The organism is Blastococcus sp. SYSU DS0753, from assembly GCF_054051175.1.
Genome location: NZ_JBJHAT010000004.1, coordinates 74,675 through 101,157, shown reverse-complemented (window position 1 = coordinate 101,157; position 26,483 = coordinate 74,675). Strand labels below are relative to the sequence as shown.

General features: G+C 74.9%; 34 protein-coding genes. 17 read left to right on the top strand and 17 right to left on the bottom strand.

What is annotated here, in order from left to right; all coding sequences use genetic code 11:
• Positions 1–181: 181 nt before the first annotated feature.
• From yczR to ACI799_RS05215, 4 genes are all read left to right on the top strand, one after another.
• Positions 182–1,630, top strand: a complete 1,449-nt coding sequence (yczR, locus tag ACI799_RS05230; RefSeq protein WP_456612563.1) for a MocR-like transcription factor YczR — start codon at positions 182–184, stop codon at positions 1,628–1,630.
• 147 nt (positions 1,631–1,777) lie between these two features.
• Positions 1,778–2,491 carry an ANTAR domain-containing protein gene (locus ACI799_RS05225; protein ID WP_456612562.1) on the top strand — a complete coding sequence of 238 codons (714 nt, stop codon included), beginning with the start codon at positions 1,778–1,780 and terminating at the stop codon, positions 2,489–2,491.
• Between the two features lie 122 nt (positions 2,492–2,613).
• Entirely contained in the window at positions 2,614–3,279 is a 666-nt protein-coding gene (locus ACI799_RS05220; RefSeq protein WP_456588177.1) for a lysophospholipid acyltransferase family protein, read from the top strand.
• Positions 3,276–4,778 carry a cobyric acid synthase gene (locus ACI799_RS05215; RefSeq protein WP_456612561.1) on the top strand — a complete coding sequence of 501 codons (1,503 nt, stop codon included), beginning with the start codon at positions 3,276–3,278 and terminating at the stop codon, positions 4,776–4,778. Before ACI799_RS05220 ends, ACI799_RS05215 begins: the two co-directional genes overlap by 4 nt.
• On the opposite strand, the gene ACI799_RS05210 is transcribed toward ACI799_RS05215, so the two are convergent.
• Positions 4,765–5,154 (bottom strand): acyl-CoA thioesterase, encoded by a 390-nt coding sequence (locus ACI799_RS05210; RefSeq protein ID WP_456612560.1) that lies wholly within the window; start codon positions 5,152–5,154, stop codon positions 4,765–4,767. The two genes, ACI799_RS05215 and ACI799_RS05210, sit on opposite strands and share 14 nt — an antisense overlap.
• Before the next feature lie 40 nt (positions 5,155–5,194).
• Here ACI799_RS05210 and ACI799_RS05205 point away from each other — a divergent pair, with 40 nt between their 5' ends.
• Together ACI799_RS05205 and ACI799_RS05200 are read left to right on the top strand one after the other, a co-directional pair.
• Complete coding sequence (locus tag ACI799_RS05205) at positions 5,195–5,818, top strand: MSMEG_1061 family FMN-dependent PPOX-type flavoprotein (RefSeq protein ID WP_456588180.1); 624 nt, start codon at positions 5,195–5,197, stop codon at positions 5,816–5,818.
• Positions 5,819–5,859: 41 nt separating this feature from the next.
• Positions 5,860–6,285, top strand: coding sequence for a VOC family protein (locus ACI799_RS05200; protein ID WP_456612559.1), 426 nt, complete (start codon positions 5,860–5,862; stop codon positions 6,283–6,285).
• Positions 6,286–6,306: 21 nt separating this feature from the next.
• On the opposite strand, the gene ACI799_RS05195 is transcribed toward ACI799_RS05200, so the two are convergent.
• Entirely contained in the window at positions 6,307–6,504 is a 198-nt protein-coding gene (locus tag ACI799_RS05195; RefSeq protein WP_456588182.1) for a hypothetical protein, read from the bottom strand.
• A 184-nt stretch (positions 6,505–6,688) separates the two neighbouring features.
• On the opposite strand from ACI799_RS05195, the gene ACI799_RS05190 reads away from it, so the two are divergent.
• The gene (locus ACI799_RS05190; protein ID WP_456588183.1) at positions 6,689–7,198 is read left to right on the top strand and encodes a type II toxin-antitoxin system PemK/MazF family toxin; all 510 of its coding nucleotides are present in this window, start codon (positions 6,689–6,691) and stop codon (positions 7,196–7,198) included.
• Between the two features lie 8 nt (positions 7,199–7,206).
• Here the strand turns inward: ACI799_RS05190 and ACI799_RS05185 are convergent, their stop codons facing one another.
• From ACI799_RS05185 to ACI799_RS05170, 4 genes are all read right to left on the bottom strand, one after another.
• Positions 7,207–7,422 (bottom strand): hypothetical protein, encoded by a 216-nt coding sequence (locus ACI799_RS05185; protein ID WP_456588184.1) that lies wholly within the window; start codon positions 7,420–7,422, stop codon positions 7,207–7,209.
• A 146-nt stretch (positions 7,423–7,568) separates the two neighbouring features.
• The gene (locus ACI799_RS05180; protein ID WP_456599041.1) at positions 7,569–8,633 is read right to left on the bottom strand and encodes an AbrB family transcriptional regulator; all 1,065 of its coding nucleotides are present in this window, start codon (positions 8,631–8,633) and stop codon (positions 7,569–7,571) included.
• Between the two features lie 139 nt (positions 8,634–8,772).
• Positions 8,773–9,066: a transcriptional regulator gene (locus tag ACI799_RS05175; RefSeq protein WP_456599040.1), complete on the bottom strand. Its 294-nt coding sequence runs from the start codon at positions 9,064–9,066 to the stop codon at positions 8,773–8,775.
• Complete coding sequence (locus ACI799_RS05170; RefSeq protein WP_456599039.1) at positions 9,063–9,527, bottom strand: hypothetical protein; 465 nt, start codon at positions 9,525–9,527, stop codon at positions 9,063–9,065. Before ACI799_RS05170 ends, ACI799_RS05175 begins: the two co-directional genes overlap by 4 nt.
• 63 nt (positions 9,528–9,590) lie before the next feature.
• Between ACI799_RS05170 and cobC the strand changes: the two genes are divergently transcribed.
• On the top strand, positions 9,591–10,709 hold the full coding sequence (gene cobC, locus ACI799_RS05165; RefSeq protein ID WP_456612558.1) for an Rv2231c family pyridoxal phosphate-dependent protein CobC: 1,119 nt from the start codon (positions 9,591–9,593) through the stop codon (positions 10,707–10,709).
• A gap of 11 nt (positions 10,710–10,720) precedes the next feature.
• The gene (gene cobA / locus ACI799_RS05160) at positions 10,721–11,944 is read left to right on the top strand and encodes a uroporphyrinogen-III C-methyltransferase (RefSeq protein ID WP_456612557.1); all 1,224 of its coding nucleotides are present in this window, start codon (positions 10,721–10,723) and stop codon (positions 11,942–11,944) included.
• Here the strand turns inward: cobA and ACI799_RS05155 are convergent.
• On the bottom strand, positions 11,941–12,099 hold the full coding sequence (locus tag ACI799_RS05155; RefSeq protein ID WP_456588190.1) for a hypothetical protein: 159 nt from the start codon (positions 12,097–12,099) through the stop codon (positions 11,941–11,943). The genes cobA and ACI799_RS05155 overlap by 4 nt on opposite strands.
• Positions 12,100–12,289: 190 nt before the next feature.
• Between ACI799_RS05155 and ACI799_RS05150 the strand changes: the two genes are divergently transcribed.
• Genes ACI799_RS05150 through ACI799_RS05140 form a run of 3 tightly spaced genes read left to right on the top strand, consistent with a single transcriptional unit; the run spans position 12,290 to position 14,313 of the window.
• Positions 12,290–13,168 (top strand): ABC transporter ATP-binding protein, encoded by an 879-nt coding sequence (locus ACI799_RS05150; RefSeq protein ID WP_456588191.1) that lies wholly within the window; start codon positions 12,290–12,292, stop codon positions 13,166–13,168.
• Positions 13,165–14,019, top strand: a complete 855-nt coding sequence (locus tag ACI799_RS05145; RefSeq protein ID WP_456588192.1) for an ABC transporter permease — start codon at positions 13,165–13,167, stop codon at positions 14,017–14,019. The genes ACI799_RS05150 and ACI799_RS05145 overlap by 4 nt, the downstream gene beginning before the upstream one ends.
• 3 nt (positions 14,020–14,022) lie before the next feature.
• Positions 14,023–14,313, top strand: a complete 291-nt coding sequence (locus ACI799_RS05140; RefSeq protein ID WP_456588193.1) for a helix-turn-helix transcriptional regulator — start codon at positions 14,023–14,025, stop codon at positions 14,311–14,313.
• A gap of 83 nt (positions 14,314–14,396) precedes the next feature.
• Here the strand turns inward: ACI799_RS05140 and ygiD are convergent, their stop codons facing one another.
• The gene (gene ygiD / locus ACI799_RS05135) at positions 14,397–15,248 is read right to left on the bottom strand and encodes a 4,5-DOPA-extradiol-dioxygenase (protein ID WP_456588194.1); all 852 of its coding nucleotides are present in this window, start codon (positions 15,246–15,248) and stop codon (positions 14,397–14,399) included.
• A gap of 86 nt (positions 15,249–15,334) precedes the next feature.
• The gene (locus ACI799_RS05130) at positions 15,335–16,033 is read right to left on the bottom strand and encodes a (2Fe-2S)-binding protein (RefSeq protein WP_456588195.1); all 699 of its coding nucleotides are present in this window, start codon (positions 16,031–16,033) and stop codon (positions 15,335–15,337) included.
• A 133-nt stretch (positions 16,034–16,166) separates the two neighbouring features.
• Between ACI799_RS05130 and acs the strand changes: the two genes are divergently transcribed.
• The 3 genes from acs (at position 16,167) to ACI799_RS05115 (ending at position 19,713) form a co-directional block, all read left to right on the top strand.
• Positions 16,167–18,116 (top strand): acetate--CoA ligase, encoded by a 1,950-nt coding sequence (acs, locus tag ACI799_RS05125; protein ID WP_456588196.1) that lies wholly within the window; start codon positions 16,167–16,169, stop codon positions 18,114–18,116.
• Between the two features lie 165 nt (positions 18,117–18,281).
• A complete protein-coding gene (locus ACI799_RS05120; protein WP_456588197.1) occupies positions 18,282–18,782 on the top strand; it encodes a phage holin family protein in 501 nt (166 codons plus the stop codon).
• A gap of 4 nt (positions 18,783–18,786) precedes the next feature.
• A complete protein-coding gene (locus ACI799_RS05115) occupies positions 18,787–19,713 on the top strand; it encodes an alpha/beta fold hydrolase (protein WP_456599035.1) in 927 nt (308 codons plus the stop codon).
• Positions 19,714–19,783: 70 nt separating this feature from the next.
• Here ACI799_RS05115 and ACI799_RS05110 read toward each other — a convergent pair whose 3' ends face one another.
• Genes ACI799_RS05110 through nth form a run of 5 tightly spaced genes read right to left on the bottom strand, consistent with a single transcriptional unit; the run spans position 19,784 to position 23,592 of the window.
• Positions 19,784–20,965 carry a MarP family serine protease gene (locus tag ACI799_RS05110; RefSeq protein ID WP_456595791.1) on the bottom strand — a complete coding sequence of 394 codons (1,182 nt, stop codon included), beginning with the start codon at positions 20,963–20,965 and terminating at the stop codon, positions 19,784–19,786.
• Between the two features lie 2 nt (positions 20,966–20,967).
• On the bottom strand, positions 20,968–21,468 hold the full coding sequence (locus ACI799_RS05105; RefSeq protein ID WP_456588200.1) for a plastocyanin/azurin family copper-binding protein: 501 nt from the start codon (positions 21,466–21,468) through the stop codon (positions 20,968–20,970).
• Entirely contained in the window at positions 21,465–22,226 is a 762-nt protein-coding gene (locus ACI799_RS05100; RefSeq protein WP_456588201.1) for an NUDIX hydrolase, read from the bottom strand. The genes ACI799_RS05105 and ACI799_RS05100 overlap by 4 nt, the downstream gene beginning before the upstream one ends.
• Positions 22,223–22,792 carry a TlpA family protein disulfide reductase gene (locus ACI799_RS05095; RefSeq protein ID WP_456588202.1) on the bottom strand — a complete coding sequence of 190 codons (570 nt, stop codon included), beginning with the start codon at positions 22,790–22,792 and terminating at the stop codon, positions 22,223–22,225. Before ACI799_RS05095 ends, ACI799_RS05100 begins: the two co-directional genes overlap by 4 nt.
• Positions 22,792–23,592, bottom strand: coding sequence for an endonuclease III (gene nth / locus ACI799_RS05090; RefSeq protein ID WP_456599033.1), 801 nt, complete (start codon positions 23,590–23,592; stop codon positions 22,792–22,794). Before nth ends, ACI799_RS05095 begins: the two co-directional genes overlap by 1 nt.
• A gap of 98 nt (positions 23,593–23,690) precedes the next feature.
• Here nth and ACI799_RS05085 point away from each other — a divergent pair, with 98 nt between their 5' ends.
• Positions 23,691–23,930, top strand: coding sequence for a hypothetical protein (locus ACI799_RS05085; RefSeq protein WP_456588204.1), 240 nt, complete (start codon positions 23,691–23,693; stop codon positions 23,928–23,930).
• Between the two features lie 177 nt (positions 23,931–24,107).
• On the top strand, positions 24,108–24,782 hold the full coding sequence (locus ACI799_RS05080) for a Crp/Fnr family transcriptional regulator (protein WP_091929288.1): 675 nt from the start codon (positions 24,108–24,110) through the stop codon (positions 24,780–24,782).
• 62 nt (positions 24,783–24,844) lie between these two features.
• Here the strand turns inward: ACI799_RS05080 and ACI799_RS05075 are convergent, their stop codons facing one another.
• The 3 genes from ACI799_RS05075 to ACI799_RS05065 form a co-directional block, all read right to left on the bottom strand.
• On the bottom strand, positions 24,845–25,633 hold the full coding sequence (locus ACI799_RS05075) for an NUDIX hydrolase (RefSeq protein WP_456588205.1): 789 nt from the start codon (positions 25,631–25,633) through the stop codon (positions 24,845–24,847).
• 126 nt (positions 25,634–25,759) lie between these two features.
• The gene (locus ACI799_RS05070) at positions 25,760–26,230 is read right to left on the bottom strand and encodes a RidA family protein (protein WP_456588206.1); all 471 of its coding nucleotides are present in this window, start codon (positions 26,228–26,230) and stop codon (positions 25,760–25,762) included.
• Positions 26,227–26,397 (bottom strand): hypothetical protein, encoded by a 171-nt coding sequence (locus tag ACI799_RS05065; RefSeq protein ID WP_456588207.1) that lies wholly within the window; start codon positions 26,395–26,397, stop codon positions 26,227–26,229. The genes ACI799_RS05070 and ACI799_RS05065 overlap by 4 nt, the downstream gene beginning before the upstream one ends.
• Positions 26,398–26,483: the final 86 nt, after the last annotated feature.

The window sequence follows — 26,483 nt, the reverse complement described above, 5'->3', positions numbered from 1 at the left end:
CTGGCCGGCGGGTCCCCCGGCCCGCGGCCACCCCGCACCGTGACGAGGAGCGTGGACACCGACAGGTACCCCAGCCCCAGGAGAACGAGCACCATCGCGACGACACCACCTGCATCCATGCCGAGCACAGTGGCACGGTCGTTGCTGGCACATTCCAGGCCAATCCGGCATGGTGGCCCGCATGCCACCCGGAGCAGAGAAGTCCACCGGCGCTCGCGAGCTCGCCACTCTCATCGGGCCGCCCGACGGGTTGCCCGCTCCGCGGTACGCCGGGGTCGCCCGGCGGGTCCGGGAGCTGCTGACCGCCGGCTCGCTGCCCGTCGGCACCCGGCTCCCCGCCGAACGGGAGCTCGCCGCCGAGCTGGACGTCAGCCGCGTCACCGTGGCGTCGGCCTACCGGGTGCTCCGCGAGGAGGGGTTCGCCCGGACCCGGCACGGATCGGGCACCGTGACCGCGCTCCCCGACGTCCGGACCGGCTGGTCGCCGCCGAGAACCACCCCCGGGGTGCTCGACCTGGCGCACGCCGCACCGGAGGCGGCCCCCCAGCTGCTGCCGGCCTACGAGCGGGCGTTCGGCGAGCTGCCGGCGCACCTGCCCGCCCACGGCTACGCGCCCAGCGGGCTGCCCGGCCTGCGCGCGGCGGTCGCCGGGTGGTTCACCTCCCGCGGGCTGGCCACCGACGCCGACCAGGTGGTGATCACCGCGGGCGTCGGCGATGCGGCCGCGCTCGTCCTGGGGACGCTGCTGGAGCCCGGCGACCGGGTGCTCGTCGAGCACCCGACGTACCCCGGCGCGGTGGGCCTGGTCGCGGCGGCCGGCGGGCGCTGCGTGCCCGCGGTGGTCGATCCGGCCGAGCCCGACGCGCTGGTCGGGACGGCCCAGCTGGTCGCCCGGCAGAGCAGCCCCCGGCTGGCCTACCTGATGCCCGACTGCCACAACCCCACCGGCGCCGGGCTGTCGGCGACCGGGCGCCGGCGGCTGGCCGCCACGCTCTGGCAGCACGGGATCGTGACCCTGGTCGACGAGGTGGCCACGGGCCTGCAGCTGGACGGCCCGGCCGCGCCGCCGTACGCCGCCGGGGTCCCCGACGCCGCGGTGGTGACCGTCGGCGGCCTCTCCAAGGCGGTGTGGGGCGGCCTGCGCATCGGCTGGCTGCGGACGGAGGCGAGCCTCGCCGCCCGGCTGGGCGAGGCGCTGGCCAGGCGGCAGCTGTCGGTCGGGGTGCTCGACCAGCTGGCCGCCACCGTCCTGGTGCAGCAGCTCGACGAGGTCCTCGGGCACCGGCGGGTGCAGCTCCGGGAGCGGCGCGACGTCCTCCTGGCCGAGCTGGCCCGGCAGCTGCCCGACTGGAGCGCGCCGGTGCCCGCCGGCGGCCTCTCCGCCTGGTGCCGGCTGCCGCCCGGGACCAGCTCCGCCGAGCTGACCTCGGCCGCCGCCGAGCTCGGGCTGCTGCTCGCCGAGGGGCGGGCGTTCGGCACCGGTCACGCCTTCGACGACCACCTCCGCCTGCCCTTCACCCTGCCCCCGGAGCGGCTGCGGGCCGCCGTCGGCGTGCTGGCCCGGCTCGACTCGGCGGTGCGCCGCACCAGCCCCGCCGCCTCGCCACCGCGCCCGCTCACCGTGGTCTGAGGCGCGTGCCGGTGCGGGGAGCGCCGCGTCGACGTACGGTCCTGGCATCGGGAGGCCCGGCCCGTCGGAGCCGGGGCGCCCGGGTGTCGAACAGCCGGTGCCCGGGGGTCTGCCGGCACCGGCACGCCTCCGCCGAGGAGGTCGACCATGTCGTCACCGGCGCCCGCCCGCACCCCTCCGGCCACCCGCCCCCCGCTCGACCGGGGCCGGGAACCGCGCCGCACCATCACCCGGCACCCCACCCCGGTGCCGGCGATCGCCGGCCGCTACCGGTTCGACCGGCACACCGGGAGCTGGTGGTGGTCCCCGGAGATGCACGACCTGCTCGGCCTGGACGCCACGGCCACCGCGCCCTGCACCGAGGCGCTGATCGGCGTCCAGCACCCCGACGACGCCGGGCGGGTGCTCGCCGCCCTCTCGGCCTGCGGGGCCGGCCGGCCGTTCGCGGTCGAGACCCGCGTCGTGCACCCGGCACGTCCACCGCGACCGGTGCTGCTGGTCGGCGAGCCCGACCGGGACGACGCGGGCGGCGTGCGCGCGGTGGAGGGCATCTGCGTCGACCTCACCGGCTCCCGGCCACCGGTGCCCGGGCCCACCGGCGCCGAGATCCTCCGGGCCGAGGTCCAGCAGCTCCGGGCGGCCATGGCCAGCCGCGCGGTCATCGAGCAGGCCAAGGGCATCCTCATGGTGCTCACCGGCTGCACCGAGCAGGTCGCGTTCGACCTGCTGTCGCACATCTCCAGCCACACCCACCGGAAGGTCCGGGACGTGGCCCAGGCCATCACCGCCTCGGCCACGGGGCACGGCCGGCTGCCCGAGGACGTGCGCCTCATCCTCCGGGACGCCTGCCCCCCGGGGTAGCCGCCCGGCCGGGCCCCCGCCGGAGCCGCCGTCCCGCCGCCGGGCGGGTTCCGGCAGGATCGCGGGCAGCCCGTGGTGTCCGGGGTCGCGGCCCCCGGGCCGCCGAGGAGGGAGAGCCTGCGATGTTCTACGTCCTGGCCCGATTCGTGCTGCGCCCGCTGTTCTTCCTCATGTGCCGGCCGCAGATCACCGGGCGCGAGAACGTGCCGCTCGACCGGCCGGTCATCCTCGCCAGCAACCACCTGTCCTTCATCGACAGCATCGCCATCCCGCTGGCCGCCCCGCGCCGGGTGGCCTACCTGGCCAAGGCCGAGTACTTCACCGGCCGGGGAGTCGGCGGGTGGCTCACCCGCACGCTGTTCACCGCACTGGGGGCCCACCCGGTCGAGCGGGAGACCCACCGGGCCGCGCAGGCCGCCCTGGACACCGCACTCGGCATCCTGCGGGGCGGCACCGCCTTCGGCCTCTACCCGGAGGGCACCCGGTCCAAGGACGGCCGGCTGGCCCGCGGCAAGACCGGGGTCGCCTGGCTCGCGCTCACCGCCGACTGCCCCGTCGTCCCGGTCGCGGTGCGTGGCACCGACAAGGTGCAGCCGGTGGGCGCGCGCTGGCCGCGCCCGCACCGCATCGCGATCACCTTCGGCGAGCCGCTGACCTTCCCCGAGCTGGCCGGCCAGGCGAACCGCAACCGCGCCCGCCGCGAGGTGACCGACCGGATCATGCTGGCGATCGCCGACCTCTCCGGGCAGGAGAAGGCCGGCTGGGACGCTCCGCGCGAGGCGGCGTGAGCGGAGGGCTGCTCGTCGCCGGCACGACCTCGGACGCCGGCAAGTCGGTGGTCACCGCCGGCATCTGCCGCTGGCTGGTGCGCCAGGGCGTGTCGGTGGCGCCGTTCAAGGCGCAGAACATGAGCAACAACTCCATGGTCACCCTCGACGGGGCCGAGATCGGCCGCGCCCAGGTGATGCAGGCGGCGGCGGCGCGGGTCGAGCCGGAGGCGGCCATGAACCCGGTGCTGCTCAAGCCGGGCGGGGAGAACTCCAGCCAGGTGGTCGTGCTCGGCCGGCCCGTGGCCGACGTGACCGCGCTGTCGTACCGGCCGATGAAGGCGGCGCTGCTCGAGCAGGTGCTCGAGTCGCTCGCGGACCTGCGGTCGCGGTACGACGTCGTCGTCTGCGAGGGCGCCGGCTCCCCCACCGAGATCAACCTACGGCCCGACGACATCGCCAACATGGGCCTGGCCACCGCCGCCGGCCTGCCCGTGGTCGTCGTGGGCGACATCGACCGGGGCGGCGTCTTCGCCGCCCTGCACGGCACCGTGGCGCTGATGCCGGCGTCGGACCAGCGGCTGGTCGCCGGGTTCCTGGTGAACAAGTTCCGCGGCGACGTGCGGCTGCTGCGGCCCGGGCTGGACCAGCTGACCGCGCTCACCGGGCGGCCGACGCTCGGCGTCCTGCCCTGGCTCTCCGGCCTGGAGCTGGACGTCGAGGACTCGCTGAACGTGCCCGCCGCGTCCGCCGCCTCGCCACCGGTCGGCGACGACGTCCTGCGCGTCTCGGTCGCCCGGCTGCCCCGGCTGTCGAACTTCACCGACCTCGACGCGCTGGCCGCCGAGCCCGGTGTGCTCGTGCGGTACGTGACCCGGCCCGAGGAGCTCGCCGACGCCGATCTGGTCGTGCTGCCCGGGACGCGCGCGACCGTCGCCGACCTGGCCTGGCTGCGCGCGACCGGGCTCGCCGACGCCGTGCTGCGCCGGGCGGCGGAGGGGACTCCGGTGCTCGGTATCTGCGGCGGCCACCAGATGCTGGCCCGGTCGATCACCGACGAGGTGGAGTCCCGGGCGGGCACCGTGACCGGGCTGGGCCTGCTGCCCGCCGCCGTCCGCTTCGCCCGGGAGAAGACGCTGGCCCGCCCGGTGGGGTCCGCGCTGGGCGAGACGGTGCACGGCTACGAGATCCACCACGGGGTCGTGACCGTCGACGGCGACGCCGAGCCGTTCCTCGACGGGGCCCGCGCGGGATCGGTCTTCGGGACGACCTGGCACGGCGCGCTGGAGAACGACGGCTTCCGCCGGGCCTTCCTCGCCGAGGTCGCCCGGATCACCGGCCGCCGCTTCGTCCCCTCCCCGGACACCGACTTCGCGGCGGTGCGGGAGGCCCGGCTGGACCGGCTGGGCGACCTGGTCGCCGAGCACGCCGACACCGACGCGCTGTGGCGGCTGATCGAGGCAGGACCGCCCGCCGACCTGCCGATGCTGCCGCCGGGCGCCGGGTTCAGCCCTCGCTGAGGCGGGCCCGCACGTCGTCCGGCCAGGGGGTGGCGCGGCCGTCGGTGACGGAGACGTAGGTGGTGCGCACCACGCAGCAGACCCGGTCGCCGACGCGCACGGTGAACCGCACCGACACGCTGGTGCGGCCGACCTTCTCCGTCTCGGCGTCCACGGCGACGGTGTCGCCCCAGCGGGCCGACGACGTCCACCCGAGCGCGGTGGCCTTGACCACCGGGTCGATGCCGCGGGCGACCAGCTCGTCCCACGCGAACCCCTGTGCGGCCCACCACCCGTTCGACGCCTCGTCGGCCCACGTCAGGTAGTGGGCGTTGAAGACGACGCCCTGCTGGTCGCACTCGACGTAGCGGACGGGGGAACTCCAGACCTCGGGCACGGGTCGCCACGCTAGCCGCACGGGCCGATACCGTCGGGGCGTGCACCCCGAGACGCCCGCCACCCCGCCCTCCGACGCCGTCGTGCTCGCCGGGTACCGGGAGGCGTCTCCACGGGTGCTGAACAAGGTGATCGGCGCGCTGGACGGCTACTGCCGCGACTTCATCGCGCTGAGCCCGTTCGCCACGCTGGCCACCGCCTCGCCCGACGGCTGGCCCGACGTCTCCCCGCGGGGCGGCGCGCCCGGCTTCGTGCACGTGCTCGACGAGCACCGGCTGGCGCTGCCGGACCGGAGCGGCAACAACCGGGTCGACAGCCTGCGCAACCTGGTGGCCAACCCGAGGGCCGCGCTGATGTTCTTCGTCCCCGGCTTCGACGAGACGCTGCGGGTCTACGGGACGACGTCGCTGGTGGACCCCGGGTCGCTGGATCTCGACCTCACCGAGTTCGGCCGGGCACCGCTGTCGGTGCTGGTGGTCCAGGTGGAGCGCGCCTACTTCCAGTGCCCGAAGTCGGTCATGCGCTCGGGCCTGTGGGACCCGGAGCAGCGGGTGGACCGCTCGGCCTTCGCGCCGTTCGGCGAGGTGATGCGCGAGCACTGCCGGGACACCACCATCCCCACCGACGACGCGGTGATCCGGGCGGACCTGGCGCTGGAGCTCTGACGCCGGCGGGTTCTGTCGGTGCGGCGCCCTAACCTGCGGCCATGTCCTTCGACGTGCAGGTCGTGGTCGACTCGTCCGCCCCGCATGAGCTCGCCGACTGGTGGGCCGAGGCGCTGGGCTGGCGGGTGGAACCCCAGGACGAGGCCTTCATCCGCCGGATGGTCGAGACCGGCGCCGCCGCCGGGTCGGACACCACCACGCACCGTGGCGCACTGGTGTGGAAGGCAGGCGCCGCGATCACCTCGACGGAGCCGGGCCGCCCGCGCGTGCTGTTCCAGCTCGTCCCCGAGCCGAAGGCCGTCAAGAACCGGCTGCACCTCGACGTCCGGGTCGCGCCCGAGCGGCGGGAGGAGGAGGTGGCCCGGCTCGCCGGGCTGGGTGCCACGGAGCTGTGGCGCGGCCAGCAGGGCCCGTTCGCATGGGTGACGATGGCCGACCCGCAGGGCAACGAGTTCTGCCTCACCTGAGGAGGCACTCCCCCTGGGTGCTCAGCCGGCGCGCAGGTCGCGGGCGAGCTTCCGGTCGGCGACGGCCCGCTCGGCCACGGCGCGCACCCGAAGGCGGCGGCGTCTGCGACTGGAGCCCAGGTAGCGGGCGTCCTCCACCAACTGGAAGGCGGCGAGCACGCTCGCCTGCACCTCCCGTGCGCGTGGGAGCGCCGGGCGCGCCGGTTCGGCCGAAGTCATGAGCCCCCCTTCTCCCGGGGGCGCCGCCACGCTCCCGTGCGCCCATCGTGCCCCCGTATCGACACCGCCAACCCCCACGGTGACCAGATGGTGCCGATGTGTCACGTGTGACACACGGTGATGCTCCTGTGTCCTCGCCGGGGCGCACGATGCCGTCGCGGCCACCCCTCCGTACGGTGCGGTCATGGCCAGGTTCCGGCTCGGGCGGACGGCGGCGCACACCGCGGGCCGCGTGCTGCACCTGCTGCGCAGCAGCCGTTCCCCCGCCCGCGGGCGGCCCGCGCCGCCGGGGAGCCCGCGGCCGGCCGGCGCGCCGGACGTGGAGTACCGGCCGTTCGACGACGACCGTCCCGATCCCGGGGAGATCGTCTGGGCCTGGGTGCCCTTCGAGGAGGACGACGGCCGGGGCAAGGACCGACCGGTGCTGATCATCGGCCGGCGGGGCGAGGACCTCCTCGGCCTGATGCTGACCAGCCGCGACCACGACCGGGACGCCGCCGACGAGGCCCGGCACGGCCGGTCGTGGACCGACATCGGCACCGGCGCCTGGGACCCGCGAGGGCGGGCGAGCGAGGTGCGGCTGGACCGGCTGCTGGTGCTCGATCCCGGGACGGTCCGCCGGGAGGGCGCCGCGCTGGACCGCAGCCGCTTCGACCGCGTCGTGGCCGAGGCCCGCCGCGTGCAGGGCTGGTGAGGCGGGGGTCAGTCCGCGACCGACTCGTCCCGCGCGGGCCGCCGCACCGGCGGCCGCAGGTTGTAGACGCCGAGGCCGTCGCCGATCGGCTCCAGGTCGTAGCGGTGCACGACCTTCGGCCCGCCGTGGAGGTGGACGTGGGTCACCGTCGGCAGCGGGTCACCGTGCCGGGCCTCCCGGATCTGCACCCGGCCGTCGAGCGGACCACCGACGAACAGCAGCACCGCGTCGTCGGCGTCGGCCCCGGTCGTGGCCGCGTTCTCCTCGGACAGGTCCCTCTCCTCCCGCTCGTGCGCCGGTCCACGAGGGTAGGCGCGTCCGGCCCGCCCGTCAGGTCCCCCGCCCCCCGGCAGCCCGGTGGCCGGGTCGCTCAGCCCGGGGGTCTGCGCCGGAGCCGGCGCGCCACCAGTGGGGCGCTGAAGAGCATGACGAACAGCCGGATCACCTGGACGGCGAGGACGAAGGTGGTGTCGGCGCCCGAGTCCCGGGCGGTGGCCAGCACCGCGTAGAGCCCACCGGGCGTGGTGGCCAGGTAGCCCTCGAGCGCGGTGGCCCCGGTGGCGGCGGCCAGCAGCCCGCCCAGCCCGGCGCACGCCAGCACCAGGGCCAGCATGATCGCCAGCGCCAGCGGCAGGGCGCGGCCGATGGCACGCAGGCTCCCGCGGGTGAAGCTGATGCCGACCTGCAGGCCGATCACGAGGAAGGCCGCGCTCTCGACGAGGGCGGGCACCCCCGCACCACCGGAGAGGCCGGTCAGGTCGGCGACCGCGGCGGCGACCAGCGGGCCCAGCAGCGCGGCGACGGGGACCCGGAGCAGCCGGCCCCCGACCAGCCCCACGAGCGAGCAGGAGGCGGTGAACGCCAGCCCGGCGGGCCAGCCCGGCCCCCCGGCGTCGCCGGGGGTGAGCCCGGCTCCCGCGGTGGCGCCGTAGGCGGTGGTGGCGACCACCGGCATGAGCAGGACGATGAGCAGCACCCGCAGGTACTGGAGCACCGCGACCATCCGCTCGTCGGCTCCCAGATCGCGGGCCATCACCACGATGCCGGAGGCGCCACCGGCGATCATGGCGAACGCCCCCGTGACCGGGCTGATCCCCCGGTGCAGCCGCAGGGCGAGCCCGGCCAGCAGGCTCAGCACGAGCGTCCCGACGGTGACCAGGAGGACCGGGAGCCAGTCGGCGGCCACCGCCCGCAGCGTGCCGAGGTCGACCAGGGCGCCCATGGAGACGCCGACGACCGCCTGCCCGGCGGTCCCGAGCCGCTCGGGGACCCGTGCCGGTGCAGGTACCGCGAGCGCGCGGACCAGCCCGGCGACCAGGCCCCCGAACAGCGCGGGCGACGGCAGGCCGGCCAGGCCCAGCAGCAGGCCGAGCGCGACGGCTCCGCCGACGACGACGGCCGCGTCGAGCAGCGTCGCACCCCGTCCGCCCCGCACCAGCCCCCCGCTCCCCGTTCTGCCGCCGGCGCACACTCTGCCGGTGTGCCGCTGGCCACGCGCGGGTGGTCGGCCGCCGGCGACCCGGCAGCGAGGGCGCTCCGCACGGGAAGTCGGGCGCACCGCCCCGAGGGCGGACTCAGCCGCCGGTGATCCGCCGCAGTTCGGCGACGTGGGCGTCGAAGGCCGCCCGGCCGGCCGGGGTCAGGGCCAGGCTGGTGCGCACCCGGGACGCGCGGGTGACCTTGCGGACCGTCACGTACCCGGCCGCCTCCAGCTGCTTGACGTGCTTGGAGAGGACCGAGTCGCTGACGCCGACCTGCTCGCGGACGGCGGCGAAGTCCATCGTGTCGACGACGGCGAGCAGCCCGCACACCTGCAGCCGCGGCGGGGCGTGCACGACCGGGTCGAAGCGCGGTTCGACGGCGGTCACAACTCGCCGCGGAGCTCGGCGGCGTAGATGCGCGTCCACCACCGGCTCACCAGCGCGACGGCGACGCCGCAGGCCGCCGACACCCCGAGCAGCAGCTCCGGCAGGTCGAGGAAGGCGTCGAGGCACGCGGCGACCACCCAGCTGACGCAGCACCAGAACCAGACCGTCGTCGCCCGCTGGGTCGGACCGGGCCGCATGCCGTTGACCCACATGCCGGTGAGCCTCCGGTAGACGGTCACCAGCCCCCAGCAGCCGGCGAGGAACACCAGCCCCGCGCCGCCGATCAGCCACCAGTTGTGGGTCGCGTAGCTGCCCAGGAAGGCGAAGACGAGCACGCCGAGGAGCACGTCGTACCACCAGGGCTGGACCACCCGTTCGGCCAGCGCCACGCGCTGGGCCCGGAGGGTGGCGAGCTCCGCCGCCGCCCTCGTCGCATCCGTCGCACGCTCGTCGCTTTCCATGTCGGAAAGGCTGCTCGTCGCTTTCCGATCCGTCAAGTCGCGCCACGCGACCGTTACACGGCCGTGGTCTCATGGCGGTCCGCCCGACGACCGCGAAGAGGAGACGTGACCGATCTGCGCCACCACGGGGACGCCGAGCTGGCGCCCGGCCTGGTCGACCTCGCCGTGAACGTGCGGGCCGGCACGCCACCGGCCTGGCTGACCGACGTCCTGCGCGGCGCGCTGGACGACAGCGCCGGCTACCCCGACGCCGCGCCGGCCCGGGCTGCGGTCGCGGCCGCGCACGGCCGCGACCCCGCCGAGGTGCTGCTCACCGCGGGCGCCGCCGAGGCGTTCGTGCTGCTCGCCCGCGCACTGCGACCGCGGAAGGCCGTCGTCGTCCACCCGTCCTTCACCGAGCCGGAGGCCGCGCTGCGGGCCGCCGGGCACCCGGTCACCCGGCTGCTCCTGCGCGCGGAGAACGGCTACCGGTTCGACCCGGCCGCCGTCCCGGACGACGCCGACCTCGTCGTCCTCGGCAATCCCACCAACCCGACGTCGGTGCTGCACCCGGCCGCCCGGGTGGCGGCGCTGACCCGCCCCGGCCGGGTGGTCCTGGTCGACGAGGCGTTCGCCGACACCGTCCCCGGTGAGCCGGAGTCCCTCGCCGGGCGCACGGACCTGCCCGGGCTCCTCGTGGTGCGCAGCCTGACCAAGACCTGGGGCCTGGCCGGGGTGCGGGTCGGCTACGCCCTCGGGCCACGGGAGCTGATCGCGGCGATGGCCGCCCAGCAGCCACCGTGGCCGGTCAGCACGCCCGCGCTCGCCGCACTGGTGGCCTGCAGCACCCCGGCCGCGCGCGCCGAGGCCGGCGCCGCGGCCGTCGAACTGGTCGCCCACCGGGAGGCGCTGCTCACTGCGCTGCCGGCACCGGTCGAGGTGGTCGCCGAGCCCCGTTCCTCGTTCGTCCTCCTGCGCGTGCCCGACGGCGCGCGGGTGCGCGCCGCGCTGCGGGACGCCGGCTGGGCGGTGCGCCGCGGCGACACCTTCCCGGGCCTCACGACCGACCACCTCCGGGTCGCGGTGCGGGATCCGCAGACCTCGAGCGCGTTCGCCGGAACGCTCGCTGGGATCCTGGCGGGGACGCACGGGCCCGGCTCCGCCCCCGGGACCGCCCCCCGCATCCCCGAGGAGATCCGCTGAACGCCACCCCGGTGCCCCCCGAGTCGGGCACGGTCTACCCGGTCGGCCTGCGGCTGCGCGACCGGCCGGTCGTCGTCGTCGGCGGCGGCCGGGTCGCCCACCGGCGCGTCGCCGGTCTGCTGGAGGCCCGGGCCCGCGTCACGGTGGTCAGCCCGGAGGTCACCCCGGCGCTCGAGTCGCTCGCCGCGGCCGGCAGCACGACCTGGCACCGACGGCCCTACCGGCCCGGGGACCTCGACGGCGCCTGGTACGCCGTCGCCGCCACCGACGACCCGGCGGTCAACGCGGCGGTGGCCGAGGAGGCCGAGCGCGCCCGCATCTTCTGCGCCCGCGCCGACGACCGCGCCGCCTCCAGCGTCTGGACCCCGGCGATCGGCCGGCAGGGCGACCTGGTGGTGGGCGTGCACGGCGGCGGGGACCCGCAGCGGGCGATCGGGGTGCGGGACGCGATCGTCGCCGGGCTGACCGACGGCAGCATCCGCGACCGCGCCGCACGCCCGACCCCCGCGGGAAGCGTGGTGCTGGTGGGTGGCGGCCCGGGTGATCCGGGGCTGATCACCGTGCGCGGCCGGCAGGCGCTGGCCACCGCCGACGTCGTCGTCGCCGACCACCTCGGCCCCCAGCCACTGCTCGCCTCGCTCCCCCCCGAGGTCGAGGTCGTCGACGCCTCCAAACTGCCCCGCGGCCGCTCGATGGCCCAGGAAACCATCAACGGCCTGCTGATCACCCACGCCCGCGCCGGCCGCCGCGTCGTCCGTCTCAAGGGCGGCGACCCCTTCGTCTTCGGCCGCGGCTTCGAAGAGGTCCAGGCCTGCACCGACGCCGGCATCCCCGTCGAGGTCGTGCCCGGCATCACCAGCGCCGTCGCCGTCCCCGCCCTCGCCGGCATCCCGGTCACCCACCGCGGCCTCACCCACGAATTCGTCGTCGTCTCCGGCCACCTGCCCCCCGGCCACCCCCAGTCACTGGTCGACTGGGCCGCCCTCGGCGCACTGCGCGGCACCCTCGTCGTCCTCATGGGCGTCGACACCGCCCCCGCCATCGCCGCCGCCCTCGTCGAGCACGGCCGCGCACCCGACACCCCGGTCGCGGTCGTCACCGACGGCTCCACCCCCACCCAGCGGTCGCTGCGCACCACCCTGGCCGACCTCCCGGCCACCCTCACCGAGCACGCAGTCCGCCCCCCGGCGGTCTGGGTCGTCGGTGAGGTGGCCGGGCTCACCGCTGCCACCTAGGAGCCGTCGGCCACCGTCGCGAACACCACGGTGTTCTCCGTGCTGGTCCCCGCAGCGTCGTCGAACTCACCGCCGCAGGTGGCCAGCGCGACGTCGGCCTCCGCAGGATGCCCGCTGAGCGCGCTCCGGGCGCGGTGGCGGATCCGTTCGTCCACGCGGGGGGTCGCTACGACTCGCACGTGAGTCGCTACACGGCGTGAGAGCCACCGCCGTTCCGTATGCACTTGTGCTCTCGATGTAGTACTCCTACTATCGGCCGCACCGACGAGCGCACAGGGGTGTGGCGGTATGGGTCCTCAGCGGGACACGGCAGGTGAACCGGTCGTCCGGACCAGCGGGCTACGGATGACCTACGGCGAGCAGGAAGTCCTCTCCGGCGTCGACCTCGAGGTCCACCCCGGCGAGGTCGTCTGCCTGCTAGGCCCCAACGGGGCCGGCAAGACCACGACGATCGAGATCCTGGAGGGCTTCCGGCTGCCCTCGGCCGGGGAGGTCCGGGTGCTGGGGGAGAACCCGGCCACCGCGGGCGACGCGTGGCGGGCCCGGGTGGGCGTGGTGCTGCAGTCCTGGCGCGACCACGCCCGCTGGACGCCGCGCCGGCTGCTCACCCAGCTCGGCGGCTACTTCACGCCCTACTCGACACCCGAGCGCCGGCGCCCCTACGACGTCGACGAGCTCATCGCCACCGTCGGCCTCGACGAGCACGCCGACCGCAAGATCGGCACCCTCTCCGGCGGCCAGCGCCGGCGGCTCGACGTGGCCGTCGGCATCATCGGCCGGCCCGAGCTGCTCTTCCTCGACGAACCCACGGCCGGCTTCGACCCGCAGGCGCGGCGGGACTTCCACGAGCTGGTGCACCGGCTCTCCGACCTGGAGGGCACGAGCATCCTGCTCACCACCCACGACCTGGCCGAGGCGGAGAAGCTGGCCGACCGGATCCTCATCCTGGCCCACGGCCGGATCGTCGCCGCCGGCAGCGCCGACGAGCTCACCCGCCAGGTCGCCGGCACGGCGGAGGTGCGCTGGGCCTGCGGCGCGGAACGCTACGTGCACCCCACCGACGACGTCGTCCCCTTCGTCCGCCGGCTGTTCGAGGAGCACGGCGACCGGCTCACCGACCTCGAGGTCCGCCGCGCCAGCCTCGAGGACACCTACCTGGCGATGGTGCAGCGCTTCGAGTCCGGCCGCCCGGCCGACCCGGTCCTGGAGGAGGTCACCCGATGAACGCCACCCGGCACGCGATCGGTCTGGGGCTCCAGCGGGGCTGGACGGAGTTCGTCCTGAGCCTGCGCAGCCCGCAGGACCAGGGCTTCTACCTGTTCACCGCCGTCGGCACCTTGCTCTACCTCTGGTTCAACCGGGACAACGAGCTCGAGGGCACCGGGCTGATGTACCCGACGTACGCGCTGCCCAGCATCCTCGGCGCGCTGCTGGCCTTCGGTGTGGTGATCGGTCCGGCCTTCGCGCTGGCCATGGAGCGCGAGGACGGCACGTTGCTGCGGCACAAGGCGCTCCCCCACGGCATGCCGGGGTACGTGACCGGGCAGCTGACCTACCACTCCCTCTCGCTGTTCCCGTCGCTGCTGACCGTGCTGGTGCCGAGTTTCCTGCTCTTCGACGGGCTGATGCACGGCGGCGCGTCGGGGTGGCTCACCGTCGCCTGGGTGGTCGTGCTCGGGCTGCTGGCCACGCTGCCGCTGGGCATGATCCTGGGGGCGGTCGTGCCGAGCACGCAGAAGGTGGGCAGCTGGGGCATGCTGCCGGTACTGGTCCTCACGGCGATCTCGGGGATCTTCTTCCCGATCACGCTGATGTGGGGGTGGGTGCAGGCCGTGGCGCAGGTCTTCCCGATCTACTGGATCGGCCTGGGGTTGCGCTCGGCGTTCCTCCCCGACGCGGCGGCGACCCTCGAGCTCGGCGACTCGTGGCGCACCGGCCTCACCGTCGTGGTCCTGGCCGCCTGGGCCGTGTTCGGCGCGCTGGTCACCCCCCGGGTGCTGCGCCGGATGGCGCGCCGGCAGTCCGGGTCGCAGGTGCAGGCGGCCCGGGAGGCCACCCTGCAGTGGGTGCGCTGATCGGTGGCTCCTGATCGCCCCGCCGGCGACCGTTCCGGCGACGCCGTCCACAACCGGATATCGCTGCTGCGCGCCGAGCAGCAGGTGACCCGGCGGGAGCTCGCCGACGCCCTCGGCGTCCACTACCAGACCGTCGGCTACCTGGAGCGCGGCGAGTACAACCCGAGCCTGCACCTGGCCCTGCGGATCGCCGAGTTCTTCGGCGTACCGGTCGAGGCGGTCTTCTCGACGCGCCCCTTCCCCCGGATCACCGATCTGCACCGCCCCGCCGACGAGGAACCCCGCACCGCATAGCGACCCACTGGGCATAGGAAGCTATGCATACGTTCTCGCGCCGGAAACGCATGCATAGCTTCCTATGCCTGGTCGGTGGTCCATCAGATGTTGGCGCCGTCCGGGGGCGGGCCGTCGGGCAGCGCCGCAGCGACGCCCGACCCCGCCGCCTCCGGGGCGTCCATGCCGACGGTGTAGGCGGTCATCGACAGCGAGCCGTAGGCGTAGCCGTCGACCAGCACGTCCACCGGCGCGTCGGTCGCGCCCGCCATGCCGGCCACGTAGAGCAGCGGCAGGAAGTGGTCCGGCGTCGGGACGGCGAGGTCGAAGTCGCGGTGCCCGTCGAGACGGCCGACGTCGGTGGGGTCGGTCAGCATGCACTCCTTCGCCGCCTCGTCGAACCGCTGCGCCCAGTCGAACCCGGCGTCCGGCAGCGCGCGGCTGACCCCGCCGAGGTTGTGGACGACGTTGCCGCTGCCGATGACCAGCACCCCGTCCTCGCGCAGCGGCGCCAGCGCCGCCCCGAGCTGGAGGTGGTAGTCGAAGGACTTGAGCGCGTTGATCGACAGCTGCACCACCGGGACGTCGGCGTCGGGGAAGGCGTGTGCCAGCACCGACCACGCGCCGTGGTCGATGCCCCAGCTGTCGAGGTCGGCCCCCACCCACGTCGGGTGCACGATGTCGGCCACCTCGTCGTACAGCTCCGGCAGGCCCGGGGGCTCGTACCGGACGTCGAACAGCTCCCGCGGGAAGCCGAAGAAGTCGTGGATGGTGCGCGGCCGCGGCATCGCGGTGAGCGCGGTCGCCTGCACGTACCAGTGGGCGGAGATCACCAGGATGGCCCGGGGCCGGGGCACCGACCGCCCGAAGGCCCGCCAGGCCTCCGTGTAGCGGTTGCTCTCCAGCGCGTTCATCGGGTTGCCGTGGCCGAGGAACGCGGCGGGCATCACGGGCATCGCTGACCTCCGCTCTCGTCGCCTCCGTCGATCATCTCGCGCGAAGCCTCGCGGTGCGACGTCGTCGCGGCACCGACAGCGACGGATCAGCCCGGCAGCCGGGTGGCCGCGTCCTCGAGGAGCACCTGCCGTTCCGCCGGGGGGCGGCGGGGGCAGGACAGGCACCTCGCACCGGGCGGCAGCCGGTCCACCAGGCAGCAGGACACCCGGGCGGTGAACCGCGCACCGCCGACGTCGACGTAGCGGGGAGCCGGCAGCGGCGCGCCGACCGCCCGGGCCAGCGGCGCGGCCAGCGCGGTCACCGCCGGGACGTCGCCCAGCGCGCGGCCGAGGCCCAGCAGCCCGTTGGCCAGCGAGTCGGTGGCGATCGCCCAGAGCGGCCGCTCGCGCATCCCGGCGACGTCCGCCAGGGCGGGGACGACGTCGCCGAGCGTCTCGCGGAGCCCCGCCGCCGGGTCGTCGTCCCCCCGCGAGGAGACGGCGGCGAGCGGGAGACCGCCCGGGCTCAGGGCGACGGCGACGTCGGGGAGGCGGCCGGAGAGCGGACGCCCGACCGCGAGCCCGGCCAGCAGCGGCGCCAGGAGGACGGCGGAGGCCGAGTACCACCACACCGTGGCGTGCACCCGGCGGCTGCCGCCGCGGGCCCGGCCGGCGAGCAGGTCGGTCAGCCACACCCGGTCGGCGAACGCGGTCGCCGGAACGACCGGGGCGCCCTCCGGGGGCACCAGGCCGAGCGCCGCCGCACCCGGGATCCGGGCCGCGACCTGCGCCTGGCGACCGCTCACCGGCCCAGTGTGGCCGGTCGTCGCTCGGGGGCTCGCGTGGGGCAGACGCCGGAGCACTGTCCGCCATACGGTGTGTCGTGGCACACGTTGCACGGCCGCGGGCCCACCGCGGCACCGGACCCGGGAGGACCACATGAGCGAGACGCCCCAGCTGGACGGCCGGACCTTCGCGCCGCCCGAGGCCCTGGCCGCCCAGGCCAACGTGGGCCCCGAGGTGTACGAGGAGGCCGCCCGCGACCGGCTGGCGTTCTGGGAGTCCGCGGCGCGACGGCTGAGCTGGGACCAGGAGTGGGACACCGTGCTCGACTGGAGCAACCCGCCGTTCGCGAAGTGGTTCGTCGGCGGCCGGCTCAACGTGGCCTACAACTGCGTGGACCGGCACGTGGAGGACGGCCACGGCGAGCAGGTGGCCTACCACTGGGAGGGCGAGCCGGGCGACACCCGGACGATCACCTACGCCCAGCTCAAGGACGAGGTCTGCCGGGCCGCCAACGCCCTGACCGAGCTCGGTGTGCGGGCCGGCGACCGGGTCGCCATCTACCTGCCGATGATCCCCGAGGCGATCATCTCGATGCTCGCCTGCGCCCGGATCGGCGCGGTGCACATGGTGGTCTTCGGCGGCTTCTCCGCCGACGCCCTGGCGAGCCGGCTCGACGACGCCGGCGCCGTCCTGGTCATCACCGCCGACGGCGGGTACCGCCGCGGCGCCCCCAGCGCCCTCAAGCCCGCCGTCGACGACGCGGTGGGCCGCAGCCCCGGTGTCCGCAACGTCGTCGTGGTCAAGCGCACCGAGCAGGACGTGGAGTGGACCGAGGGCCGCGACCTGTGGTGGGACGACGTGGTCGGCCGGCAGTCCGCCGAGCACGAGTGCGAGTTCTTCGACGCCGAGCACCCGCTGTACATCATGTACACGTCGGGGACGACGGCGAAGCCGAAGGGCATCCTGCACACGTCCGGCGGCTACCTCACCCAGGTCGCCTACACCCACTGGGCCACGTTCGATCTCAAGCCCGACACCGACGTCTTCTGGACCGCGGCCGACGTCGGCTGGGTCACCGGCCACAGCTACATCGTCTACGGGCCGCTGGCCAACCGCGCCACCTCGGTGATGTACGAGGGCACACCCGAGACCCCGCACCGCGGCCGCTGGTTCGAGCTGATCCAGAAGTACGGCGTCACGATCCTCTACACGGCGCCCACGGTCATCCGCACGTTCATGAAGTGGGGCGAGGAGGTCCCGGCCGGCTTCGACCTGACCTCCCTGCGGCTGCTCGGCTCGGTCGGCGAGCCGATCAACCCCGAGGCCTGGCTCTGGTACCACGAGCACATCGGCGGCGGCCGCTGCCCGATCATGGACACCTGGTGGCAGACCGAGACCGGGGCGCACATGCTCACGCCCCTGCCCGGCGTCACCACCCTCACCCCCGGCTCCGCCCAGCACCCGTTCCCGGGCATCTCCGCCAAGGTCGTCGACGACGAGGGCAACGAGCTCACCGACGACTCCACCGGGCTGCTCGTGCTCACCGAGCCGTGGCCGTCGATGCTGCGCACGATCTGGGGGGACGACGACCGGTACGTCGACACCTACTGGTCGCGCTTCGGGAAGAACGTCTATTTCGCCGGTGACGGCGCGAAGAAGGACGCCGAGGGCAACATCTGGCTGCTCGGCCGGGTCGACGACGTGATGAACGTGTCGGGCCACCGCATCTCCACCACCGAGGTCGAGTCCTCGCTGGTCGGCCACCCGACGGTCGCCGAGGCCGCCGTCGTCGGGGCCAGCGACCCGACCACCGGCCAGGGCATCGTCGCGTTCGTCATCCTCCGGGGGAACGCCGAGGACTCCGGCGACGAGCTGGTCCAGCAGCTCAAGACGCACGTCGCCAAGGACATCGGCCCGATCGCCAAGCCGCGGCAGATCATGGTGGTGCAGGAGCTGCCCAAGACCCGGTCCGGGAAGATCATGCGCCGGCTGCTGCGCGACATCGCCGAGAACCGCGAGCTGGGCGACGTCACCACGCTGACCGACTCGTCGGTGATGAACATGATCAAGGAGAAGCTGCCCGCCACTCCCGCGGAGGGCTGACCTCCCAGACATAGGAAGCTCTACCTGCGCCTCGGACCCCGGGCACGCAGGTAGAGCCTCCTATGCCCTCCCGCCCCACCGCGTCTGCAGGCACCGGGACGCGGTCCCGCTGGCCATGGGGCACGATCGTCCCGACCAGCAGTTCCACCGAAGGAGGAGCCACCCGTGGCCCACAGTGTGTCGACGACCCGAACCGACGGGAGCAGCGCGGCGGCCGAGCCCTCGATCGGCACGCTGGTGCAGAGCGCGATGGCCGACGTCTCGACGCTGGTGCGCGGTGAGATCGAGCTGGCCAAGGCCGAGATCGGCACGTCCGCGAAGAAGGGCGCCATCGGCGGCGGGATGTTCGGCGCGGCGGGCGTCGTCGCCGGCTTCTCGATGTTCTTCCTCTTCATCGCCCTCGCCGAGGGGCTCACCGCGCTGGGCGTGCCCCGCTGGCTGTCCTACCTCATCGTCTGGGTCGTGCTGCTGCTCGTCGCCGGCGTGCTCGCACTGATCGGCAAGCGGCTGATCAAGAAGATCGAGAAGCCCGAGCGGACGATCGAGTCGCTGCGCGAGCTGCCCGAGGTGATGCACCGCGAGGCGCCCGGCGCGCGCCACCGCGACGTCCCCGTGGTGAACGGCGGCAAGGTGGAGCTGCGCGGCAACGAGACCTACCGGGTCTGACTCGGTGACCGTCCCTCCGGACGGCCGTCCCGACGCCGTCAGCGTGCTGCTGCCGGGGCCCTGGACCCACCGCGACATCTCCGCGAACGGGGTGCGGCTGCACACGGCGGAGGCCGGTGACGGGCCGCTCGTGCTGCTGCTCCACGGTTTCCCGCAGTTCTGGTGGACCTGGCGCGCCCAGCTCACGGCCCTGGCCGGGGCGGGGTTCCGGGTCGTCGCGCCGGACCTGCGCGGCTACGGGGCCAGCGACAAGCCACCTCGCGGATACGACCTGCCGACCCTCTCCGCCGACGTCGCGGCGCTGGTGCGGGCGCTCGGGGAACGCGATGCGGTCGTCGTCGGCCACGACTGGGGCGGCCTGCTGGGCTGGACGGCGGCCGCGCTGCACCCGCGGGTGGTCCGCCGGCTGGTCGTGGTGTCGATGGCCCACCCCCGGCTGCTGCGGGCCGGTATGGCCGACCGCCGCCAGCGCCGGGCGATGCGCCACGCGCTCGGTTTCCAGGTGCCCCGGCTGCCCGAACGGCGGCTGACCCGGGTCGACGACGACCCGGTGGCCGACCTGATGCAGCGCTGGGCCGGGCCGGAGTGGGCGCGCACCGCGGAGTTCGCGGCGGCCGTGGACCGCTACCGCGCGGCGGCGCGCATCCCGCAGGCCGCGTACGGGGCGATGGAGTACTACCGCTGGGCCGGCCGGTCCCAGCTGCGGCCCGACGGTCTCCGGTACGCCCGGCGGATGGCGGCCCCGATCACGGCGCCCACCCTGCAGCTGCACGGTGCGCTCGACCCGTACGTGCTGCCGGGTACGGCGCGCGGGTCCGGCCGCTACGTGGCGGGGGCCTACGAGTGGCGGGAGCTGCCCCGGGTCGGCCACTTCCCGCAGGAGGAGGCCCCCGACGAGGTCACCCGGGCCATCGCCGACTGGGCCAAGTGACCCGCTGGAACGGCCCCGCTGCAGGGACCCGGCACGAGCGAAGCGAGTGGTGGGGAGCAGCGGGGTCCTCTTACTCGCAGGAGCCCGTCGCCACCTCGGTGCGCGCGACGCTGCCCGCATCGGCGGCCGCGGCGACCTCCGGTCCGGTGAGCGCGTAGCCGGTCTGCGGGTCGTCGATCGCCGAGGCGAACACGACTCCGAGGACGCTGCCGTCGGGGGCGAACAGGGGGCCACCGGAGTTGCCGGCGCGCACCTGTCCGTACAGGGCGTAGACGTCGCGGACGACGGTCTGCGTGTTGCGGAAGTCGGGACCGCTGATCTCGCCGCGGTCCCGCACGCGGGCGGCACCGACGTACAGCGGTCCACCTCCCGGGTAGCCCATGATGATCGCGTCGTCGCCCGAATCGGCCGGCTGCGGGGTGAACGACAGCGGCACCTGCGGCAGCCCCGGCACCGCGAGGACCGCGACGTCGATCTCCTCGTCGACCACGACCGGGATCGCGTCGTACTCCCTGCCCTCGGCGACGACCACCGGCGCGGTGACGCCGGCCAGCACGTGGGCGTTGGTCATCACCCGCTCCGGCGCGTAGACGAAACCGGACCCGTCGATCTGCCGGGAGCAGGACGGCGCCACCCCACGGATCCGCACCACGGACCCCTGCACCGAGGCGACCACCGCGCTCTCCTGCAGCGCCGGGTCGGGCGCCGGGACGTCGCGCGCCTGGGTGGGGGTGAGCGGGTCGAGGACGTCGGGCAGCCCCCTCCGGTCGATCGCCTCCCGCAGGTCCTCGTAGACGGTGCGGACCTCGTCGGGGACCGCCCGGTCCACGGCCTGCACCAGCGCCGACTGGCGGACCTGGCCGGCCACCTCGGGGAACGGCGAGCTCGCCAGCGGTGAGGCGACCATCCAGGCGACCAGCAGGACCGCCGCCGCCGAGACGACCGCGCCGGCCACGGAGTCGACCATCTTGGCCGGCTCCCACGTGACGCGGGACCGCAGCGCCCGGCCCGCGGCCCCGGCCAGGATCTGGCCCAGCAGCGCGCCGGCGAGCACCACCACGAGCGCGGCGAAGACCCGGCTGACGCTGGAGCCGTCGATCCGGTCGGCCACCGGCCCCGCCAGCTGGGCCCCGAGGACCGCCCCGGCCAGGAAGCCGACGATCGAGGTGGCCGAGACCAGGAGGCCCTGCCGGAACCCGGACAGCGCGAACAGCAGCGCCAGCATGATGAGCAGGAGGTCGACCAGGGACACCGCTACCCGCTGACCGTCATCGTGCCCACCTGCCCCAGCTGGAGGTGGAAGGTGCAGGAGAACGGGTACTCCCCCGGCGTCGACACCTCGAACTCGATCGTCTTCTCCTCGCCCGCGGCGAGCATCGAGATCCCGGCGTCGATCGGCTCGGGCAGCTCCTCGTCGGTGAACTCGAGGTTGTGCGGCATCTGCTCGGCGACGTTCACCAGGGTCAGCCGCACCCGCCCCGGCGACACGGTGAACCGGTCGGGGGTGAACACGTAGTCGTCCTGGGTCTGGAGGGTGACCTCCTGGACGCCGTCGTCGGCGATCGTCACCTCACCGAGCCCCTCGGCGACCGGCGCCGCGGTCACCTCCTGCCCCCCGGCGCCACCGCAGCCGGTCACCAGCAGGACCAGCACCGCGACGACCGCCACGACCTTCCCGCCGATGCCCTGGCCGCCTCCCGGGCCCCGCCCCGAGCCGGCGAGGGACGGGGAGGAGGTGGTCCTTTCACCGCTCATCGGGGCCGAACCGTACGCGCCGGGGCGACGCCGGGCGCGGGATCGGCGACGGTCGGCGCGGCGGAGTCGCCGGCGGGGTCGTCGTCCCCCGAGCCCGGCAGCGTGTACGGGCGCAGCCGCTCCGGGCGGATCGGCCGCACGTCGGTGGCGTCCCACGGCTGCGCCAGCCCGGCGGCTTCGAGGATCGCGTCGAGCAGGCCGGCGGTGAAGCCCCACACCTCCATGTCGGCCACGCCGAACGCCGGCCCGACGAAGCCCGCCGGATGCCGGACGCGGTAGCGGTTGGCCGGGTCGACGAGGTCGGCCAGCGGCACCCGGGCGACCCGCGCCACCTCGTGCGGGTCGCCGACCGTGACGTCGCGCGGGTCGTCCCACCAGCCCACGACCGGCACGACGAGCCGGTTCGACGGCGGCAGGAACAGCTCCTGCAGGGTGGCGAGGACCCGGACGCCGTCGGGGTCGATCCCGGCCTCCTCGTGGGCCTCGCGCAACGCCGTGCCCACCGGGAAGTCGTCGCCCGGGTCGACGCCGCCGCCCGGGAAGGCGGGCTGCCCGGCGTGGCTGCGCAGGTGTGCGGACTTCTCGATCAGCAGGATGTCCGGCCCGGCCGGGCCCTCGCCGAAGAGGATGAGGACCGCCGAGCGGCGGGCGGTGGCGGTGGCCTGCGGCATGCGGTGGCGCAGCGGGAGGTCGTCGGCCCGCTCCAGCAGCCGGAGCAGGTACTCGGGCAGGCCGTCGGTGGCCGCCCCGGCGGTCACAGCTGCACCCCGAGGTGGTCCGCGACGAGGCCGCGGAGCTCGTCCACCGAGGCGACCGCGCCGGCCTCGGTGTGCACCAGCGCGCCGCCGGCGTCGACGAAGTAGGTGAAGGGCAGGAAGTTGATCCCGAGCTCGGCCATCAGCTCCCCGGTCCGGTCGTAGGCGCTGGGGAACGTGACGCCGGCGTCCTCGGCGAACGAGCCGGCCTGCGGCAGCCCGTCCTTGCTGATCACCCCGACCACCCGCACCTGGTCGCCGGCGAGGTCGGCGAACTCCTGCAGGACCGGCATCTCCTCCCGGCACGGCGAGCACCAGCTTCCCCACAGGTTCACGACCGTCGGCACGCCCGGTGCCCTGGCCAGGTCGAGGGAACCACCGCCGGGGCAGTCGAAGGCGAGCGCCGGCAGCCGCTCGGCCCCGGCGGCCTCGACGTCGGGCTGGTCGGGGCACGGCGTGAACGACGGGGCCGCGGTCGTCGCGGGCGTGGCCTCGGGCTGCTCCTCGGCGGTGCAGCCGGCCATCAGCAGCGCGAGCGCCGCCCCGGCGGCGGCCAGGACCCGGCGCATCACTCGGTGTCCGAGGCGGAGGGGGTCTTCACGAGCTTCAGCGCCACCTCGGGGTCGACCGGGCCGATGCCGAACGAGGGGCACCACTGCGCCAGGCCGCAGGCGCCGCACGCCGCCTTCTTCGCGTGGCACACGCGCCGGCCGTGGAAGATCACCCGGTGGCTGAAGTCGGTCCACTCCTTCTTCGGCACCAGCTGCGCGATCTCCGCCTCGACCTTGACCGGGTCCTCCTCCGCGGTCCAGCCGAACCGGCGCACCAGCCGGCCGAAGTGGGTGTCGACGGTGAGCCCCGGGACACCGAAGGCGTTGCCCAGCACGACGTTCGCCGTCTTGCGCCCGACGCCCGGCAGGGTCACCAGGTCGGCCATCCGGGCGGGCACCTCGCCGTCGAAGCGCTCGACCAGGGCCTGGCTCAAGCCCAGCACCGAGTTCGCCTTGGCCCGGAAGAAGCCGGTGGGCTTGAGGATGGTCTCCAGCTCCTCCCGGTCGGCGCCGGCGAGGGCGACCGCGTCGGGATACCGCGCGAAGAGCGTGGGCGTCACCTTGTTGACCATCTTGTCGGTGGTCTGCGCGGACAGCACCGTGGCGACCAGCAGCTCGAAGGCGTTGGTGAAGTCCAGCTCGCAGTGGGCGTCGGGATGGATCGCGGCCAGCTCGCGGGCCATGCGACGGGCCCGGCGGGTGCGGGCCAGCGGCGTCTCCGCCGGGTCGTACGGCGACGCCCCGGTCAGTGCGGCTGCGGTGGGGCGCCGGGCCCGGGTGGGGCGTGCGTAGGCCGGTGAGGACGCGGGTGCGGACACGCGGTCGAGGGTATGCGGAGCTGCTGACCCTCTCCCGGCGTGCCATGATCGAGGACGGACCGCTTCCCCGTTCCGCCGACGACGCAGAGGAGGTCGGGATGGTCGCCCTCAGTGTCATCCTGTTCCCACCGCTGCTGATCGCGTTCCTGCTGGTGATGGAGCGGGTCGAGGAGCCCCTCCGCCGCCCGGCGTCCCCCCGCGAGGTCAGCGAGTTCCTGGACACCGCGACGCCCGGCGAGGTCGACACGCTCGCCACCTCGGGCATCCGGCGGGCGCTGTTCCGCTGGCGCCGTCGCCGCCACCGCGTCCGGCGCTCGCAGAACCCCCCGCTGGTCTGAGGAAGGACCTCCCTGCCCCCCACCGCTCGCACGCTCGCGGCGGGCCCCTGCAGGGAGGCCACTCGCTCCATGGGGGGACGCGGCCGCCCACCGAACGGGTGATTGACCGCACAGCCGCCTAGACTCGCTCCGGACGCGGGCACCCCTGCGTCCGAGGACAGTGCGAGAGGACGTGCAGTGGACGAGGTGCTGGCTCAGTCGGGGCTCTTCCAGGGGCTCTCCGAGGACGCGGTGGACCCCGTCATCAGTCGCCTCGAGACGATCACCCTCCCCCGGGGCCGGGTGGTCTTCAACGAGGGCGAGCCCGGCGACAGCCTCTACATCGTCATGACCGGCAAGATCAAGCTCTCCCGTCGGTCGCCCGACGGCCGGGAGAACGTGCTCGCGGTCATGGGACCTTCCGACCAGTTCGGTGAGCTGTCGGTCTTCGACCCCGGTCCGCGTACCGCGACCGCCACCGCCGTCACCGACGTGAAGCTGGCCCGGATGCCGCAGTCGGTGCTGCTGCCCTGGATCGAGGCGCACCCGGAGATCGGCGAGCAGCTGCTCCGCGTGCTGGCCCGGCGCCTGCGCCGCACCAACGACTCGGTCGCCGATCTCATCTTCACCGACGTCCCCGGCCGCGTGGCCAAGGCGCTGCTGCAGATGGCCGACCGCTTCGGCAGCCGCGACACCGACGGCCTGCGCGTGAAGCACGATCTCACCCAGGAGGAGCTCGCCCAGCTGGTCGGCGCCTCCCGCGAGACGGTCAACAAGGCGCTGGCGGACTTCGTGCACCGCGGCTGGATCCAGCTGCAGGGCAAGTCCGTCGTCGTCCTCGACGAGGAGCGCCTGCGCCGCCGCGCGCGCTGACGCACGCCTGAACGCGAGAGGCCCGGAACCGCATCGGTTCTGGGCCTCTCGCGTTCACCGCTTCACGAGGGGAGCGGCACGGCCAGCCGGATGCGGGTGCCGTCGGGCAGCACCGCCCAGCGGCCGTCGGGCGTCTCCTCGAAACGCGGGCTGATCGGCTGCAGGGGCTCTGGCGGCGAGCCGGCCAGGGCGGCCGCGACGTCGGGGAAGGCCACCAGCTGGCCGAGCGTGTGCGACGTCGGCGGCAGCATCGGGCGGGTGCCGGCCTCCAGCTCGGCGAGCGCGGCGGCGGGTGCCAGCCACGCGGCCTCGTCGGCCTCCCCCGAGACGTCGCGCGCCTCCTGCCCGACCGGCAGCGCGGCAGCGAAGAACTTGGTGTCGTAGCGCCGCGGCTCGACCGGTGGGGTGATCCAGTGCGCGAACGGCCGCAGCAGGTCCGACCGGAGCACCAGCCCCCGACCGGCCAGGAGCCCGGCCAGCGACAGCTCGCGGCTGAGCAGGGCCTGGCGCTGGTCCTCCCAGTCCTCCCCCGAGACGTCCGGAACGACGGTCCCGTCGGGCAGCCCGGCGAGCAGGACGCCGGCCTCCTCGAACGTCTCGCGCACCGCGGCGCACACGAGCTCCCGGGCGGTCCGCTCGTCGCAGCCGAAGGCGGTCGCCCACTGCGCGGGCGCGGGCCCGGCCCACCCGATCTCGGTGTCGCCGTCCCGGGGGTCGACGCCGCCGCCCGGGTAGGCGGTCATGCCACCGGCGAAGGGCATGCCCTTCGTGCGGCGCAGCAGGTACACCTCGAGCCCGGGCGCGCCGTCCCGCAGCAGCAGCACCGTCGCGGCCTGCTTCGGCTCAGGCATGCCGCACGACGCAGTCGTCGGTTACGAGCAGCGGGGGTCCGGAGGACCTCCCGGCGAGGGACCGGGACACGCTCAGCGCAACGACGGATGGCACCTGGCCGCGGTGCGATGCGGAGGATCGCGGTGTCATCGCAGCTCGACGGTGAGCTCGACCTCCACGGGGGCACCCATCGGCAGCTCGGCCACCCCCACGGCGCTGCGGGCGTGCTGACCGGCGTCGCCGAAGATCCGGCCGAGCAGCTCGCTGGCGCCGTTGACCACCCGGGGCTGACCGGTGAAGCCCTCGACGCTGGCCACGTAGCCCACGACGCGGACGACGCGCGCCACCGCGTCCAGCCCCACGAGGTCGTCGATCGCGGCCAGCGCGTTCAGCGCGCAGACCTTCGCGTCGGCCGCGGCGGCCTCCACGTCGACCGACCCGCCGACCTTGCCGGTGCGGCGCAGGCCGCCGTCGACGAACGGCAGCTGCCCCGAGGTGAACACCAGGGAGCCGGTGCGCACGGCCGGCACGTAGGCGGCGACGGGAGCGGCCACCGGGGGCAGCCGGATGCCCAGCTCGGCGAGCCGGGCGTGCCAGCCCGGAGCCGGGGCCGTCATACCGGCCGCTTGAGGTAGGCGACCGGCTGCTCGGGCCCACCGGGCCCGGGGAGCACGGTCACCAGCTCCCACCCGTCGACGCCCCAGGAGTCGAGGATCGCCTTGGTGTTGTGGATGAGCAGCGGGATGGTCGCGTACTCCCACTTCTGGCGGGCGGTTTCGCTCATGACCGCGACGCTAGCGCAGCCGCCGGACGCGATGCCCGTCACGCCACCTGGCACGGGCAGGCCGTCCCCGTCGCCTGCTCCTACGC